Here is a 15,566-nt window from a genome sequence, read left to right as displayed (position 1 = left end):
GGCCGTGTGATGCGGGCCTCTTTTCTAAGCAACCGCTCAGTCGCCCCGCCGCACCTCCCGGTACGCCGGACCCGCACCCGGGTCGTGTCCGGTCTCCCGGCCGAGGTCCCGGGGGGTGTTCTGACCGGTGTCCTGGCCGGTGGCCCGACCGGTGCCCGGCTGCCGGTCCGCAGCGGGGTCGGGAGCCGTGGCGGCCTGTGCCTCCAGGCGCGCGGCGGGGTGCGGCGGCGGGTGCGAGGCGGGGTGCGCGGCCGGTTCCGTGGCCGCGGGCAGACGCCGCCGCCTGCGGTGCCTGAGCAGGGCCCAGGGAGCCCGGGCGCCCGTGACCTCCGTACCGGCCTCCCGTGCCGCCCTGGAGGCCGCCTTGGCCACCGGCAGCAGCCCCTCGCGCCGTCCCTCGTCCAGCCGGTCCGACTCCGGCCACAGGCCGAGCGCCGCGCAGACGGTCGGCAGCATCGCCATCGCCGCCGTCGCGTACCCCTCCGCGGACGGGTGGTAGTTGTCCGGGCCGAACAGTTCGCGCGGGTTCGCCGCGAACTCGGGCCCCAGCAGATCGCCCAGTGACACCGTGCGCCCGCCCTGCTCCACGGCGCCGATGGTCTGCGCCGCCGCCAGCTGCCGGCTCACCCGCCGGGCCAGCCAGCGCAGCGGCTGGTAGACCGGCTCGATCGTCCCCAGGTCCGGGCAGGTACCGACGATCACCTCGGCACCCGCCGTCCGCAGCCTGCGCACGGCGGTGGTCAGGCACCGCACCGACTGGGTGGCGGGCAGCCGGTGCGTCACGTCGTTCGCCCCGATCATGATCACGCAGACGTCCGGGACCCGCGCCGGGTCCGCCAGCAGCAGCGAGACCTGGCGCTCCAGATCGTCGGACCTGGCCCCGGGCAACGCGACGTTCCGCAGATCCACCGGCCGTTCGGAGACGGCCGCCAGCCCCGAGGCGAGCAGGGCCCCCGGCGTCTGCCCGGCTCTGCGCACCCCCTGGCCCGCCGCCGTCGAATCGCCCAGCATGACGAGCCGCAGTGGTGCGGCGGGGCCGGTGAACGCCACCCCGTACCGCCCGTCCGCGCTCGGTGGCACGGGTGCCGTACCCCCGCCCACCTGCCGTTTCGCGAGCTGGACCTCGGCCAGCACCACACCGACCGTCGCGGCTCCGATCAGCCCGATGCCGCCGCCGCCGTAAGCGGCGCCCGCCGCGATCCGCCGTGCCACCCTCGCCCTCGACACAGTCGGGTCCACCTCCTCTTCGCCGTACGCCGTGCTGACAACTACCTGCCCCGTGGGTGGTGGCACCCAATCGTTTCGCCCAATCTCGTGCCCGTACGCATACTCTGGCCGGACCATCTCGGAGATCCCGGAGTACACGGTGCAATTCCACGATTCGATGATCAGTCTGGTCGGCAACACCCCGCTGGTGAGGCTGCGCAGTGTGACGGCAGGCATCCAGGCGACGGTCCTGGCCAAGGTCGAGTACTTCAACCCGGGCGGGTCGGTCAAGGACCGGATCGCCCTGCGCATGATCGAGGCGGCGGAGCAGAGCGGCGAGCTCGGACCCGGCGGCACGATCGTCGAGCCGACCAGTGGCAACACGGGTGTCGGCCTCGCCATCGTCGCCCAGCAGAAGGGCTACAAATGCGTCTTCGTCTGCCCGGACAAGGTGTCCACGGACAAGATCAATGTGATGCGCGCCTACGGTGCCGAGGTCGTCGTCTGCCCGACGGCGGTCGACCCCGAGCACCCGGACTCGTACTACAACGTGTCCGACCGGCTGGTCCGTGAGACGCCGGGGGCGTGGAAGCCCGACCAGTACTCCAACCCGAACAACCCGCGCTCCCACTACGAGACCACCGGGCCGGAGCTCTGGAAGCAGACGGACGGCCGCATCACCCACTTCGTGACGGGCGTCGGCACCGGCGGCACCATCACCGGTACCGGCCGCTACCTCAAGGAGGCCAGCGACGGCGCGGTGAAGGTCATCGGCGCGGACCCGGAGGGCTCGGTCTACTCGGGCGGCTCCGGACGGCCGTACCTGGTCGAGGGCGTCGGTGAGGACTTCTGGCCCACCGCCTACGACCGCACCGTCACGGATGAGATCGTCGCGGTGTCCGACAAGGACTCCTTCCGGATGACCCGCCGCCTCGCCAAGGAGGAGGGGCTGCTCGTCGGCGGTTCCTGCGGCATGGCGGTCGTCGCGGCCCTGGAGGTCGCGGCGCGGCTGGGACCGGACGACGTGGTCGTCGTCCTGCTGCCCGACAGCGGGCGCGGCTACCTGAGCAAGATCTTCAACGACGAGTGGATGGCGGACTACGGCTTCCTGGAGAACACCGGCCCCTCCGCCCGCGTCGGCGCCGTCCTGGACTTCAAGGAAGGCCCGCTGCCGCACCTGGTCCACATGCACCCGGAGGAGACGGTCGGCGAGGCGATCGAGGTGCTCCGCGAGTACGGCGTCTCCCAGATGCCGATCGTCAAGCCGGGCGCCGGCCACCCGGACGTGATGGCCGCCGAGGTCATCGGTTCCGTCGTCGAGCGTCAGCTCCTGGACGCCCTGTTCACCCAGCGCGCCCAGCTCACCGACTCGCTGGAGAAGCACATGTCGGCCCCGCTGCCGCAGGTCGGCTCCGGCGAACCGGTCGAGGACCTGATGGCCGCGCTCAGCGGCGCGGACGGCGCGGACGCGGCGATCGTGCTGGTGGAGGGCAAGCCCAAGGGCGTCGTGAGCAGGCAGGACCTGCTGGCGTTCCTCGCCAGGGACGCGGGTGCGAAGGCGTAACACCGGCTGTCCTGGCTTCGTGTAATCGGTACGAGCGCGTCACGTACGCGCAGCACCCGCTTAACACGCGTCGGGCAGATTGGTGGGTGTCGGCAGGGGAACCCGCCGGCACCCGAGACGGCGACACGGAGTACGGAGCGGCTCCCGGACCTCCACCGTCGCCAGGACGCGGCACCCGGCCCTGACCCGGACCGCGTCCCTCGCGGGGACCGTCGTCGTCCCGCCCCCCGGGCAACCGGGGTGCGGCGGTCCCCGCGACTACCTCTCCCCGTCAGCGGCTCGTCCATGTGCCGCGTGCACCGCGTTGACACCGACGATCCCCACCCAGGCCACCACGAGTCCGCCGAGCCCGGCGTTCGCGACGCCGATGGCGGAGAGCGGGACGGCCAGCACCAGCGAGAGCGCGCCGAAACCGAAGCGCTCGCCGAAGGCACCCAGCGGTGCGGTGCCCGGTCCTCACGGACCACGGCCGTGTGCCGCTCGGCGAGATGGCGGCGCACCCGCCGGTCGAGCGTGCCGTCCAGACGTTGCTCCACCTTCTCCAGGAACGAGTCGATGAGGGCGGACTCGTACTCCGGCCCCAGTTCGGCGCGGGCCTGGAGGGTGGCGTCGAGTTCCTTCCTGAGCTCAGGGTCGCGGGTTTCCATGCTCCGTACCGTACGAAGCGCGGCGCACCCGGGTTGAGAACCGTCGACGAACGCGACAGTTGACAAGGCGGCTGACCTCGCCACTGTCAGTTCGATCAGTGCCGTACTAGGTCGATTTCGAACCACTCAAGATGACAGTGCCCATGGTGGCGGGCCTGCGGGTGTCGATCGTGTTCCCGGCTGATCCGGGCGGGTGGCGAGACGGGCTTTCCTCCGCGGGACATCTCCACCGGCAGGACGCGTGGGAAACCGGGTGGTTTGTCGCACGCCGCGCAGCTCAAAGGACCCATCGTTCTGGTCTGGGACAACCTGCGTACCCATCTCATGCCGCAGATGAAGGACTTCATCGCCGCGAACCAGGACTGGTTGGTTGTTTCCACTTCCCCTCGCGGTCACGACCAGGTTCACCCGCCCCTGCACCCACTTTCGATCACACCGCACTCAAGATCGATAGGACAACGGCTTCTTAACCCGCAGGAAAGCATCTGGGCCCCGGTGAAACGGACCATCGTCAACCTCGCCACCGCAGTGAAGCGCAGCCTTAAGAAGCCCCAGTACCGACCGCACCTCATAGGCGGCTGACACGATCGGAGTGACATCACGAATTCAAGTTCAATAGCGGTCGTCTGTCCCAACTAGCCGACAGGCGGGTGTATTTAGCGAACGGTCATGACTCTTGCTCTGATGTCCCTCCACGAAATGAGCGAAGTGTGGAGGCGTTGTGGCCGACGGCACACATCAAGGTTCCGTGTGTCGTGGTGAACCAAATTGATCGATATATACCTTCATTGCGGCGCTGTACTCGCCCTCCCTGTAAGCGCACAGCATCAAAATCCCGCCATTGCGCTGTGCTGGCCGGTCTGGACCCTTACTTGGGAACGGGTGCTCCCCGTAGATTTCCGACGACTGCGGAGAGCGCTTACCGGCTGCGCTCCGGACCTGGGGGGAGAGGTCCGTGCGGTCGCCTTCATTTGCTCCAACCTGAGGGAAGCGTCATGTTCAACGCACTCAGAACCGCCGTCAGTGCAGGGTTAGCTGTCGTCGCGGATCCCTTCGGTGATTCTCGCTGACCGGCGGCCTCGTGTGCAGCTCGCATTGCGCGCGAGGCCGCCTGCTGCTCAGCGCAAGGCTACGGCTCCCGCGCTACCGCTTTCTGGCGCGTTGAGGGCGGAAACGCTGGGCGGGCCGCCATGTTCGCGTTCACTCGAGTTTTGCGTTACGAGCTCGGCATACGGACGCCCGGGCGCCTGAGATATCTCGATTCTCATGTCCGGATGGGACCCCACCCATCAAGCTCCGCTCCACCCACCAAGTGCCGCCCGACCCCGGACGCGGCCCCGCCTCCCCCTGTCGAGAGGGCACCCCATGGCCGACGAGATGGTGCGTCAAGCCCAGGTCTTCATCAACCGCACGTACAGCAGCCGCATCGGCATGACCGTCGAGGAGAACGGTCAGACCAGCTGGAACACCATGTACGCCCTGACCCGCGCGCTCCAGTACGAGCTGGGCATCACCAGTCTGTCAAACAGTTTCGGCCCCACCACACTGGCGGCCATCGCCGAGAAGTACGGCAAGATAGACGCGTCCAACGTCCCGTCCGCGGACTTCTGCCGGATCCTCCAGTCCGCCCTGTACTGCAAGGGGTACGACGGCAGCGCCATCGACGGCACATACAACGCCCGCGTCCAGCAGTCCGTCACCCAGCTCAACGCCAACATGGGGTTGAGCGTGGTCTATCCGGGAAGTGCGCTGTGGCCGAAGGTCCTCAAGGGCCTGTTCAACATGGACGCGTACGTCACCGTGAACGGCGGCTCAAGTGCGGTCCGTTCGGTGCAGCAATGGCTCAACGGCCAGTACGTGCTGCGCAAGGACTTCTATGTCATCCCCTGTGACGGCCACCACTCGCGCGATGTCGCCAAGTCGATGCTCTTCGGTGTTCAGTACGAGATCGGAATGGCGGACGGAGTCGCGAACGGTGTCTTCGGCCCCGTACCCAGTCGGGCCTGAAGTCGCACACCCTGTCGGTCGGCAGCTCCGGCAACTGGGCACGGCTCTTCACCGGCGCGATGATCCTCAATCAGCGGTCGGTCGTCTTCGGTAACTTCACCAGCGCGGTTTCTACCGCCGTCAATGGCTTCCAGTCCTTCGCGAAGCTCCCCGTCACCGGTAAGGGTGACTTCTCGACCTGGGCCTCCCTCCTCGTCTCGTACGGTGACCAGAGTCGCAACGGCGAGGCATGTGACGGCGTCACCAAGATCACTGACGCCCGCGCGGCCACCCTCAAAGCGGCCGGCGTGAAGTACATCGGCCGTTACCTCACCAACCCCAGCGCCACATCTCTCCCCGAGAAGGCCATCCAGCCCGGTGAGCTGGCCACCATCGCCTCGAACGGCCTGCGCTGCTTCCCCATCTACCAGACATACGGCCGGGACGCCGACGGCTTCAACTACCCCGCCGGACGGGCCGCCGGACAGGCCGCGGCCAACGCCGCCCTCGACCACGGCTTCAAACCCGGGACACGGATCTTCTTCGCCGTCGACTTCGACGCGCTCGACCACGAGGTGACGTCGAACGTCCTGTCGCACTTCAAGGGCATCGTGGACGCACTGGCCGCCGACGGCGGACGGTTCGGGATCGGCGTGTACGGGCCGCGCAACGTCTGTACCCGGGTCGGCGAGGCCGGGCACTCCACCGCCTCGTTCGTCTCCGACATGTCCTCCGGCTTCTCCGGGAACTTCGGCTACCCGCTGCCCGCCGACTGGGCGTACGACCAGATCGTCACTCGCACCTTCGGCTCCGGCACCGGCGCCATCGAGATCGACGTCAACATCGCCTCCGGCCGCGACACCGGCCAGGGCGCCTTCAACGCGCCCCGGCCACCGCGCGCCGACGTCGCCTTTGACGGCTCCTTCCTCAACGCGCTGGCCGAAGACCTGAGCCGCTACATGCGCAGCATCGGCTACGAGGACGACGGCGGCACCGGCGCCGACGCCCGCCTCTTCACCCACATCCAGTGCTTCGAGACGATCATGTCGCACGACGCACAGACCACCCAGCTGTCCCGTTCGTACAGTATGCGCAAGGCGCTGATCCAGACCTCCGCGTACTGGGAGATGCGGCACTACGACCTGATCGACCAGGGTGTGGACCACCAGGTCGCCTCGTACCACCTCAACGGCATCGGCATCGTCAAGGACTCGTCGACCGGCATCGGACAGATCAGTGGCGAGGTCGGTATACGCGCCTGGAACCACTGCATCGACAAGGGCTTCGTCACCGGCACCCGCACCGACCCGACCAAGGACGCCGACCTCTGGCGGATGTGGCAGAAGGTCAACAAGGACAACGCCTTCACCATGCGGACCGTGCCGCTGATCCACCTGTGGGGCGTCGCAGGCAAGCCGGGCGGCAAGAACCCGCCGGCCGGCGAGACCACCCTGCGCCCCATGAGCCTGGCTTACACCGAGGGCGAGATCTTCGAGATCATCCGCCGCTACCAGGGCTGGGGCGACCAGGCCGAGACCGACGCGGCCAAGCGGATGGGGCTTTACCACATCTTCGAGAAGTACAACAACCTTGTCCGACAGCTTGCCGTCGGCTGAGGTGTTCACCATGACCTCCCAGTATCCCGCCGCCGTGCCCCTGCTGATCGGCGTCGTCGTCGCCGCCGTGATCGCCTTCGGTCTCGTCGGATACGGCTTCCCGGCGATAGGCAGGGGCGGCCGCGGGGCCGTGGCACGCGGCGGCGCCGCGCTCGCCGGAGCCCTCGCCGCAGTCGCCTACGCCTGGGGCCTGGTGTCGCTCTTCCTCGACGAGAGCGGCACCGCCCAGGCATGCCAGGACGCGAACCCTGCGCTGTACGGGCAGGTGAGCGGCTACAGCGTGTCCTACCTGCCGCCAGCCCTCAACTGCCGCCTCACGTCGGGTGGTTCGTACGCGGCGGCCGTCCCTGACTTTCTTGCGCCCGTGATGACGGGCTGTGCAGTGATCGCGGTGACGCTCGCCCTGATCGCCGTCGCCGAACACCGCCGCACCACCACCCCCGAGCATCCCGAGAAGAGGAACACGTGAGCGCCACCCCCGCCTCCCCGCTGTCCCGCAGAGGCTTCCTGCTGCGTGCCACCGCCGTCGCCACCGCAGTGGCGCTTCCGCACTCGCAGGCGTTGGCCTCCCCGGCATACGCCGCCGGGCCGCAGGACTACACCTTCCCCAAGGCCGTCCGCGAAGGCGTCGCACGGGCCGAGGCCCGTAACGAGCGCCTTCTTGCCGGGACCCGCTCGGCCAACGGCTGGGATATGGAGACGGCCACCGACCAGGGCGGATCCATTGCCAACCGGCCCGTGCCGGGTACCCCTGTGACGGACCTCCGGGTCCGGCTCGGCGCACCTGAAACCGTCCTGGTCCACCTCGTCCGACGCTTCCATTACGAGCTCGCCGAGCTCCAGCCCGGCGAGGTCGTCGGCTGGTCCGCTCCGGACGGGCTCCGGGGGCCGGCCCGCAACCTGGCCTCCGGCACCGCCGTCCGCATCCGCCCCGGCCACTGCCCGCCCGGCACCAAGGGCGGCTACTTCCCTCTCGAACTCGCGGTTCTCCGCGACATCCTCGCCGAACTCGACGGCGTGGTCCGCTGGGGCGGCGACGACCGCGCCGTCGACGAGGCACTCTTCTACCTCGCCGTCGGCCCCGACAACACCCGCCTGACAGCCGTCGCCGAACGCCTCCGCGCTGGAGAGGGCGCCGGTACCCTCGTGGACGTCCACGACAAGCGTCGCCGCTCGGCCGCCGACGCCCTCGCCCGCCGCCAGCGCAACGATTCCTGACGCCGCTCTCCGCGCGGTCCGGGGCTCCGGTGGAAGAGGGCTTATTCGGACAAGCGAGCCGGGCCATCCCGGGCGTCAGGGTGTCCGAATGGACCTCACCGCCTTCTAGGGCGCGTATCGAGGCGTGATCTGGTAGATCGTGCGTGCATCAAGCGGGTGCAACTGACGGATGCAGAGTCTGCGCCGTGAGGCGCTGCTGATTCGAGCGGAGGTGGGAGACCTTCGCCGCTGGCCCCGTCGGAGCAGGGTGGTGAAGCTGAGGGCAGCTTGATCCGGGTGAAATACGTGGTGGGCCGCACCACCGGGCTGACGGGAGAGCAGGTGCGGAACATGACGCTCGCCCGCTACGCGGGAACAGCCCTGGACCCGCTGCCGCAACACGACCCGGAAGGGCATGGTGCCCTTGCGAGGTGGAGATACCGGCAGCGGATGGTGCTGCGCCAGCGCTCGAACGTCTGTCCACCCACGAACCGAACGCCTCACCCGCCTGCGGGGCTGTGACCAGCGCCAATCGTCGAGGCAACACCCACCCCACCCCCAGAAGTGACTCAAGTCACTATCACCTAGGTGGCTATCGCTATCACGTGCACTGTCATGTTGGCCTGGACACCGTCATTTCCAGCGATCGTTCTCATGGGTCAGTGGGGCTGGCCCCCCTGTTTCCCCGGCTGTATATGGACATGCAGGCCGCCGGCTGGCTGAATGGATTCGTCGGCGCCGGACCTGGCGCGACGGATCACTGGAGGGTCAGGATGAGCGGGAGCGGCCCGGCCGCACGGTTGCAGCGGCTCTTCGAGGGGCATCGGCTCACGCCCACCCAGCGCCGGATCGCCCATTCCATGGTGCGCAGGGCCGGGGACGCGCCGTTCCTGTCCAGTGTGGAACTGGCCGAGCTCGCGGGGGTCAGCCAGCCCTCCGTCACCCGGTTCGCCGTGGCACTCGGGTTCGACGGCTACCCCGCGCTGCGCAGGCATCTGCGGGAGGTGGCCCCCGCCGGGACGGCCGTGGGCACCGAGGACGCGTACAACGAGTACCAGCAGGCCGTCAGGGCCGAGATCGAGAACCTCCAGCATCTGACCGAGCTGCTCGCCGACCCCGGGCCGGTGGAGCGGGCGGGGCGGCTGCTGGCCGGTTCGCGGCCGCTGCCCGTGCTGGGACTGCGGGCCGCGTCCTCGCAGGCGCGCGGCTTCGGTTACTTCGCGGCCAAGGTGCACCCGGACGTCCGGGTGCTCGACGAAGGCGGCAGCGCGCTGCTCGACCGGATCGACGCCGTACGGCGGGCGGGGGCCACGGCGCTGATGTGCTTCGCGCTGCCCCGCCACCCCAGGGAGGTGCTGGACGGACTCGCCTACGCCCAGGAACAGGGGCTGACCGTGGTGACCGTCGCCGACTCGGCGTTCGCGCCGGTGGCCAAGCACAGCGACGTACTGATCCCGGGGGCTGTCGGAACCGGCCTCGCCTTCGACACGGCGTGCGCGCCGATGCTGCTGGGGCGGGTGCTGCTGGAGGCCATGTGCGACGCGCTCCCGGACGCGCAGGCCCGGCTGGAGGAGTTCGACGCGCGGGCCGCCGCCCGTGGTCTGTTCGTCGAGTAGCCGCGGCGCGGCCGGGAGCGCCGCGCCCGCTGCCGCGCGGCGCCTCCGGGCAGCGGTCAGACCTCCAGCTCGGCCTCGATCCGCTTCAGCTGGTGGCGGGCCATCGCCAGGTTGGCGCGGGCGGAGTCCAGGACCAGGTAGAGGAAGAGGCCGTTGCCGCCACGGGTCTTGAGCAGCCGGATCAGGTGGTACTGGGTGCCCAGCGTGATCAGGATGTCCTCTATCTCGTCCTGGATGCCGAGGTGTTCCATGGTGCGGAGCTTGGCGCGTACGACGTCGGTGTTGCCCGCGGCCGCGACCTCCAGGTTGAAGTCCTTGCCACCGCCGAGCGTGCCCAGGGCCATGCCGCTGGTGTAGTCGACGAGGGCGACGCCCGTGGTGCCCTCGATGGACGACATCGCTTCCTTCAGTGCCGCTTCGGTGTTCGCCATGGGTGCTCGTTTCCTTTCCCTGTCCGGTCGGGGTGACCGGAGCCGTTTCTGTGCGGGGTCTGTCCCGGTGGGGGCAGGGGCGCTAGGTGGTGGGCCGGTGCGGCAGGGGGCCGTGGTGCGCGGCGGGGGGCTGCGGGCCGCTCACCGCGCGGGCGGGCCGGTCGGCACGGGTCAGGGCCCCGTCGATGAGTTCGCCGATACGGGTGCCGGCGCGGCGGCCCTCCAGATGGAGCCGCCCGACGTTGATGCGGTCCTCGGCCAGCAGGGTCAGGACGGCCGACCTGCCCGCCGCGTAGGTGGCGATGTAACCGGTGTCGCCGCGCACCAGGAGTTCGCGGAAGCCTCCCCGGCCGGTCGCTTCGGTCATCCGGATGGCCACGCCGAGTGCGGCGGCGGTCAGGGCGGCCACGCCCTCCGCCTCCACTCCCGGCGTGTCGTGTGCCACGACCAGGCCGTCCGTGCTGGCCGCCAGCGCGCCGGAGAGCAGGGGGACGCGGGCCCGTAATCGCTGGAGTTCACTCAGGACGTCCCGTACCTCGGGCTCGGGCACCATCAGTTCTCTCCTCCCGGCACGCTGTCTGAGCGCGCGTATCACAGGGCCTCCAATGCGTCTCGGAGCCGGCGCAGCAGGGCGACGTCCGGGTCGGCCGTCTCCGGCAGGGCGGCCAGGCCGTGCGCCGCGGCACCCGGTGCCGCTTCCCGCCCGACCGCTTCGACCAGCCCGGCGGCCGCGAGCCGCCGCAGGTCGACCAGGAGGTGGAACGCCGAACGGCCCAGCTCCCGGGCGATGTCCGAGGCCGTCCGCACGCCGTCGGCCAGCTCCAGGACCCGGAGCTGGCGGGGCGGGACGGGCGCGTCCAGGGGATACGCCGTACGGGTCACCGGCGCGGTGTCGGTCAGCGCGTCGGGCCATATCCGGTCCAGGAGTTCACGGCGTCTGAGCGTCTCGCGCTGCACGGCGTCGACGGCGACGGGCCGGACCGGGCCGATCCAGTGCGAGACGCCGTAGCGGAAGCGGGCCGGGGTCCTGGTCGGGGCGAGGGCGAAGAACGCCGCGTCGTACAGGGCGCCCAGATGGCACAACTCCAGTGCGCCGCCGGGCACATGCCCGCTGTCCACCAGATAGCGGGCCACCCGCTGCCCGGCGCCCGCCTGGGCCACCGCGTCCCACCAGCCCTCGTGGCGCAGGGCCCCGCCGGTGGTCAGCAGGATGTCTATGCCGGGGGTGGCGGGGCTCTCGGCGTGCACCACCTGGCCGTCCGCGAGGTAGAGGGTGCCCCGGTCCCTCAGCAGGGCGCCGGTGGCGCGCTCGGCCGCCAGGCGCTGGAGCATGGGGGAGGGTGTGGTGTGCCGCGCGTCCTCGTCGGGGCCGGCGGTGAGCGGTCTCATGCCAGGACCAGCCGCTCCGCCATCTCGCCGAGCCGCAGGCGGGCGAGGGCGAGGTTGCCTTCCGCCCGGTCCAGCCACAGGTACAGGAAGACACTGCTGTCGAAGGCCGTCTCGACGAAGCGGAGTACGTGGTAGCCGGTGTGCGTCGTGATGATGACGTCTTCGACCGGCGGGCCGGGTCTCGGCCCGCCGGCCCCGCCGGGCGGCGGGAGCGCGAAGGCGGGCTGCTCGGCCGCCATCCGCGCCACCTCCGCCGTCTCGGCGGCGGTGGCCTCGTGGTCGCCGTTGGGCGATTCGCCCGTGGTGCCGAGGGCGAGACCGCTCGTCCAGTCGACGACGGCGGCGCCCCGGGCACCGGGCAACCTCATGACTTCGAGCAGGCACTCGTCGATTCCGGGCACGCGGACTCCCCTCCCGACGTCGCGTACGGCTGTGACCCAGAGGTTACGCAACGTGCCCGCGTCCGGAAGGAGTTCTGGCAATTTCCCGTGGTACATGCGGACGGCCGGGAGAGCGCTGCACCGGCGCCCCGCCCGGCTCAGCGCTTCTCGCGCGCGCTCATCACCATCTTGTTCACCGCCCACAGGCCGATGCCGATCAGCAGGAGCACCCCGGCCCTGATGTAGACGTCCGCGTCCCGGTCGGCGAGCGGGCCGGCCAGGATCAGGGCCGTGATCGCACCGAGCACGGGCAGGGCCGTCGGCGTACGGAAGTGGGGATGGTCCACCGGGTCCCTGCGCAGCACGAGGACGGCGATGTTGACCACGGCGAAGACACACAGCAGGAGGAAGGCCGTCGTGTCGCCGAGACCCTCGATCTCGCCGGTGGTGACGAGGCCGACCGCGAGTACGGAGACGAAGACGATGCCGGCCCACGGGGTCCGGCGGCCGGCGAGCACCCGGCCCATGACGGGCGGGAGGATGCGTTCGTTGGCCAGGCCGTAGCAGAGCCGCGAGGCCATCATGATGTTGATCAGGGCGGAGTTGGTGACCGCGAACAGGGCGATCAGGGCGAAGAGTTTTGGCGGGAAGTCGACGCCGCCCGCCTTCACCACTTCGAGGAGCGGCCCGCTGGACCCCGCCAGGGTGCGGTGGTCGACCAGCAGGGAGGAGGCCAGCGCCACCAGCACGTAGACCGTGCCCGTCACGGCGACGCCGATGAAGATGGCGCGCGGGAAGGTGCGCGCCGGGTCCCGGGTCTCCTCCGCCATGTTCACCGAGTCCTCGAAGCCGACGAAGGCGAAGAAGCCGAGCGCGGTCGCGCCGAGCACGCCGGTGAAGAGCGCGAAGCCGGTGCCGCCCGCCTCGAAGTCGGTCAGCCGGGAGGGCTGCCCGTCACCCGTCAGCACGGCGTACGCGCCGATGGACAGGACCACCAGCAGACCCGTGACCTCGACGATCGTCAGCACGACGTTGGCCTTCACCGACTCCGCGACACCGCGCAGGTTGACCGCCGCGAGGATCAGGATGAAGAGGATGGCGACCAGCGTCGGCGGGAGGGCGGTGGTGAACTCGCCCAGGTAGTCGCCGCTGAACGCGCGGGCCGCCGCGCTCGCGGAGGAGAGGCCGGAACACATCACCATGAAGGCGATCACGAAGGTCAGGAACGGGACCTTGAACGCCTTCTGGGTGTAGAGCGCGGCCCCGGCCGCCTTGGGGTACTTGCCGACGAGCTCCACGTACGAGGCGGCCGTCAGGATCGCGACGACGAAGCCGATCAGGAACGGCAGCCAGAGGGCCCCGCCCACCTTCCCCGCGACCTTGCCCGTGGTGGCGTAGATGCCGGTGCCCAGGATGTCGCCGATCACGAAGAGGATCAGCAGCCTGGGGCCGATGGCCCGCCTGAGCGCGGGTGCTTCCGCCGGAGCGGGTGTCTCGGACGGGCGTGATGTGGTCACGGATACCTCCCCCGGGTGTGTGGTGGGGGACATTTGCCCGGGCGTGGCGACGGCTCACCTGTTGACTACAAGTATTCAGACCTCCAGGATATGAATAGAAGTTTCACGGTCACGCCGGAGCCGGAGCCGGAGCCGGAGCCGGCGTCGTAGTCGTAGTCGTAGTCGCGAGGAGGCATTTCCATGTCAGGACCCCGCCCCGTACGGGCACCGCGCGGTACCGAACTGAGCGCCCTGGGATGGCAGCAGGAAGCCGCCCTCCGCATGCTCCAGAACAACCTGGACCCCGAGGTCGCCGAGCACCCCGACAAGCTCGTCGTCTACGGCGGCACGGGCAAGGCCGCCCGTGACTGGCGCTCGTTCGACGCCATGGTCCGTACGCTGCGGACGCTCAAGCAGGACGAGACGATGCTCGTGCAGTCCGGGCGGCCGGTCGGGGTCATGCAGACCCACGAGTGGGCGCCGCGCGTCCTGATCGCCAACTCCAACCTGGTCGGCGACTGGGCGAACTGGGAGGAGTTCCGCCGCCTGGAATCCCTCGGCCTCACCATGTACGGGCAGATGACCGCCGGTTCCTGGATCTACATCGGCACCCAGGGCATCCTCCAGGGCACGTACGAGACGTTCGCCGCCGTCGCCGCGAAGAAGTTCGGCGGAACGCTCGCGGGGACGATCACCCTGACGGCCGGGCTCGGCGGCATGGGCGGCGCCCAGCCGCTGGCCGTGACCATGAACGACGGCGTCGCGATCTGCGTCGACTGCGACCCGCGCGCCATCGAGCGCCGGATCGAGCACCGCTTCCTGGACGTGCGGGCCGACAGCCTGGAGCATGCGCTCCAGCTCGCCGTCGAGGCCCGCGACGCCCGCCGCCCGCTCTCCATCGGCCTGCTCGGCAACGCGGCGGAGCTGCTGCCCCGCATGCTCGCCGAGGGCGCCCCGGTCGACATCGTCACCGACCAGACCAGCGCCCACGACCCGCTCGCCTATCTGCCGCTCGGCGTCGACTTCGACGACATGGCCTCGTACGCCGCCGAGAAGCCCGCCGACTTCACCCAGCGGGCGCGGGAGTCGATGGCCGCCCACGTCGAGGCGATGGTCGGCTTCATGGACGCGGGCGCCGAGGTCTTCGACTACGGCAACTCGATCCGCGGGGAGGCGCGACTCGCGGGCTACGAGCGGGCATTCGACTTCCCGGGCTTCGTGCCCGCCTACATCCGGCCGCTCTTCTGCGAGGGCAAGGGCCCCTTCCGCTGGGCCGCGCTCTCGGGCGAGGCGTCCGACATCCACAAGACGGACAAGGCGCTGCTCGACCTCTTCCCGGAGAACGAGTCCCTGCACCGCTGGATCAAGATGGCCGGTGAGCGCGTCCGCTTCCAGGGGCTCCCGGCCCGCATCTGCTGGCTCGGCTACGGCGAACGCGACAAGGCGGGCGAGCGCTTCAACGACATGGTGGCGAGCGGCGACCTCGCCGCCCCGCTGGTCATCGGGCGCGACCACCTGGACTGCGGCTCGGTCGCCTCGCCGTACCGCGAGACCGAGGCCATGCTCGACGGCTCCGACGCCATCGCCGACTGGCCGCTGCTGAACGCCATGGTCAACGTGGCGTCCGGGGCGTCCTGGGTGTCGATCCACCACGGAGGCGGCGTCGGCATGGGCCGCTCCATCCACGCGGGCCAGGTCACCGTCGCCGACGGCACGAGGCTGGCGGGCGAGAAGATCCACCGGGTGCTGACGAACGACCCGGGCATGGGCGTCATCCGGCACGTCGACGCCGGGTACGACATCGCGGAGTCGGTAGCCGAGGACAAGGGCGTACGCGTCCCGATGACGGAGACCGAATGACCGCCCCCGCGGACGGCCGCTCTTCGGGCGCGGGCCCAGTCGCACCGGACGGCCGCCCCTCCGGTACGGAGCCGGTCGCACCGGACGGCTCCCGCCCCTCCGCCGCGGCCCCGGTCGCACCGGACAGCCGCTCCTCCTCCGGCGCGGAGGCCACCGCCGCGCCGCGCCCGGCCACCGC

The 15,566-nt window shown here is 70.1% G+C and carries 11 protein-coding genes and 3 pseudogenes; 7 read left to right on the top strand and 7 right to left on the bottom strand.

The annotated features are described in order from the left end of the window. Positions 1–36 precede the first annotated feature (36 nt). Entirely contained in the window at positions 37–1,212 is a 1,176-nt protein-coding gene (locus tag Sfulv_RS11295; RefSeq protein ID WP_256669245.1) for an SGNH/GDSL hydrolase family protein, read from the bottom strand. A gap of 154 nt (positions 1,213–1,366) precedes the next feature. Here Sfulv_RS11295 and Sfulv_RS11290 point away from each other — a divergent pair, with 154 nt between their 5' ends. Continuing rightward, on the top strand, positions 1,367–2,770 hold the full coding sequence (locus tag Sfulv_RS11290) for a cystathionine beta-synthase (RefSeq protein ID WP_173313562.1): 1,404 nt from the start codon (positions 1,367–1,369) through the stop codon (positions 2,768–2,770). Positions 2,771–3,028: 258 nt separating this feature from the next. Here the strand turns inward: Sfulv_RS11290 and Sfulv_RS11285 are convergent. Then, positions 3,029–3,417: pseudogene (locus Sfulv_RS11285) on the bottom strand (hypothetical protein). A gap of 273 nt (positions 3,418–3,690) precedes the next feature. On the opposite strand from Sfulv_RS11285, the pseudogene Sfulv_RS11280 reads away from it, so the two are divergent. The 5 genes and pseudogenes from Sfulv_RS11280 to Sfulv_RS11260 all read left to right on the top strand — a co-directional run. Continuing rightward, positions 3,691–3,999, top strand: a pseudogene (locus Sfulv_RS11280) (hypothetical protein); the annotation flags it as partial. Between the two features lie 783 nt (positions 4,000–4,782). After that, a pseudogene (locus Sfulv_RS11275) lies at positions 4,783–7,019 on the top strand (glycoside hydrolase domain-containing protein). A 10-nt stretch (positions 7,020–7,029) separates the two neighbouring features. Next, on the top strand, positions 7,030–7,488 hold the full coding sequence (locus Sfulv_RS11270) for a hypothetical protein (protein ID WP_218900343.1): 459 nt from the start codon (positions 7,030–7,032) through the stop codon (positions 7,486–7,488). After that, a complete protein-coding gene (locus Sfulv_RS11265) occupies positions 7,485–8,237 on the top strand; it encodes a hypothetical protein (protein WP_256668873.1) in 753 nt (250 codons plus the stop codon). Before Sfulv_RS11270 ends, Sfulv_RS11265 begins: the two co-directional genes overlap by 4 nt. Positions 8,238–9,016: 779 nt before the next feature. After that, entirely contained in the window at positions 9,017–9,832 is an 816-nt protein-coding gene (locus Sfulv_RS11260) for a MurR/RpiR family transcriptional regulator (RefSeq protein ID WP_173317760.1), read from the top strand. Positions 9,833–9,888: 56 nt separating this feature from the next. Here Sfulv_RS11260 and Sfulv_RS11255 read toward each other — a convergent pair whose 3' ends face one another. The 5 genes from Sfulv_RS11255 to Sfulv_RS11235 all read right to left on the bottom strand — a co-directional run bounded on the left by Sfulv_RS11255 (position 9,889) and on the right by Sfulv_RS11235 (position 13,549). Beyond that, on the bottom strand, positions 9,889–10,263 hold the full coding sequence (locus tag Sfulv_RS11255; protein ID WP_173313561.1) for a roadblock/LC7 domain-containing protein: 375 nt from the start codon (positions 10,261–10,263) through the stop codon (positions 9,889–9,891). An 82-nt stretch (positions 10,264–10,345) separates the two neighbouring features. Next, positions 10,346–10,816 carry a roadblock/LC7 domain-containing protein gene (locus tag Sfulv_RS11250; protein WP_173313560.1) on the bottom strand — a complete coding sequence of 157 codons (471 nt, stop codon included), beginning with the start codon at positions 10,814–10,816 and terminating at the stop codon, positions 10,346–10,348. Positions 10,817–10,854: 38 nt separating this feature from the next. Beyond that, positions 10,855–11,652: a helix-turn-helix domain-containing protein gene (locus tag Sfulv_RS11245; RefSeq protein WP_173313559.1), complete on the bottom strand. Its 798-nt coding sequence runs from the start codon at positions 11,650–11,652 to the stop codon at positions 10,855–10,857. Further along, positions 11,649–12,053: a hypothetical protein gene (locus tag Sfulv_RS11240; protein WP_173313558.1), complete on the bottom strand. Its 405-nt coding sequence runs from the start codon at positions 12,051–12,053 to the stop codon at positions 11,649–11,651. The genes Sfulv_RS11245 and Sfulv_RS11240 overlap by 4 nt, the downstream gene beginning before the upstream one ends. Before the next feature lie 137 nt (positions 12,054–12,190). Then, a complete protein-coding gene (locus Sfulv_RS11235) occupies positions 12,191–13,549 on the bottom strand; it encodes an APC family permease (RefSeq protein ID WP_256668872.1) in 1,359 nt (452 codons plus the stop codon). A 180-nt stretch (positions 13,550–13,729) separates the two neighbouring features. Between Sfulv_RS11235 and hutU the strand changes: the two genes are divergently transcribed. Then, positions 13,730–15,388, top strand: coding sequence for a urocanate hydratase (gene hutU, locus Sfulv_RS11230; RefSeq protein ID WP_173313556.1), 1,659 nt, complete (start codon positions 13,730–13,732; stop codon positions 15,386–15,388). Positions 15,389–15,566 lie beyond the last annotated feature (178 nt).

Source organism: Streptomyces fulvorobeus, from assembly GCF_013167895.1.
Lineage (GTDB): Bacteria > Actinomycetota > Actinomycetes > Streptomycetales > Streptomycetaceae > Streptomyces > Streptomyces fulvorobeus.
Note: the sequence above shows the minus strand (reverse complement) of the source record. Positions and strands in the feature narration are given on the sequence as shown.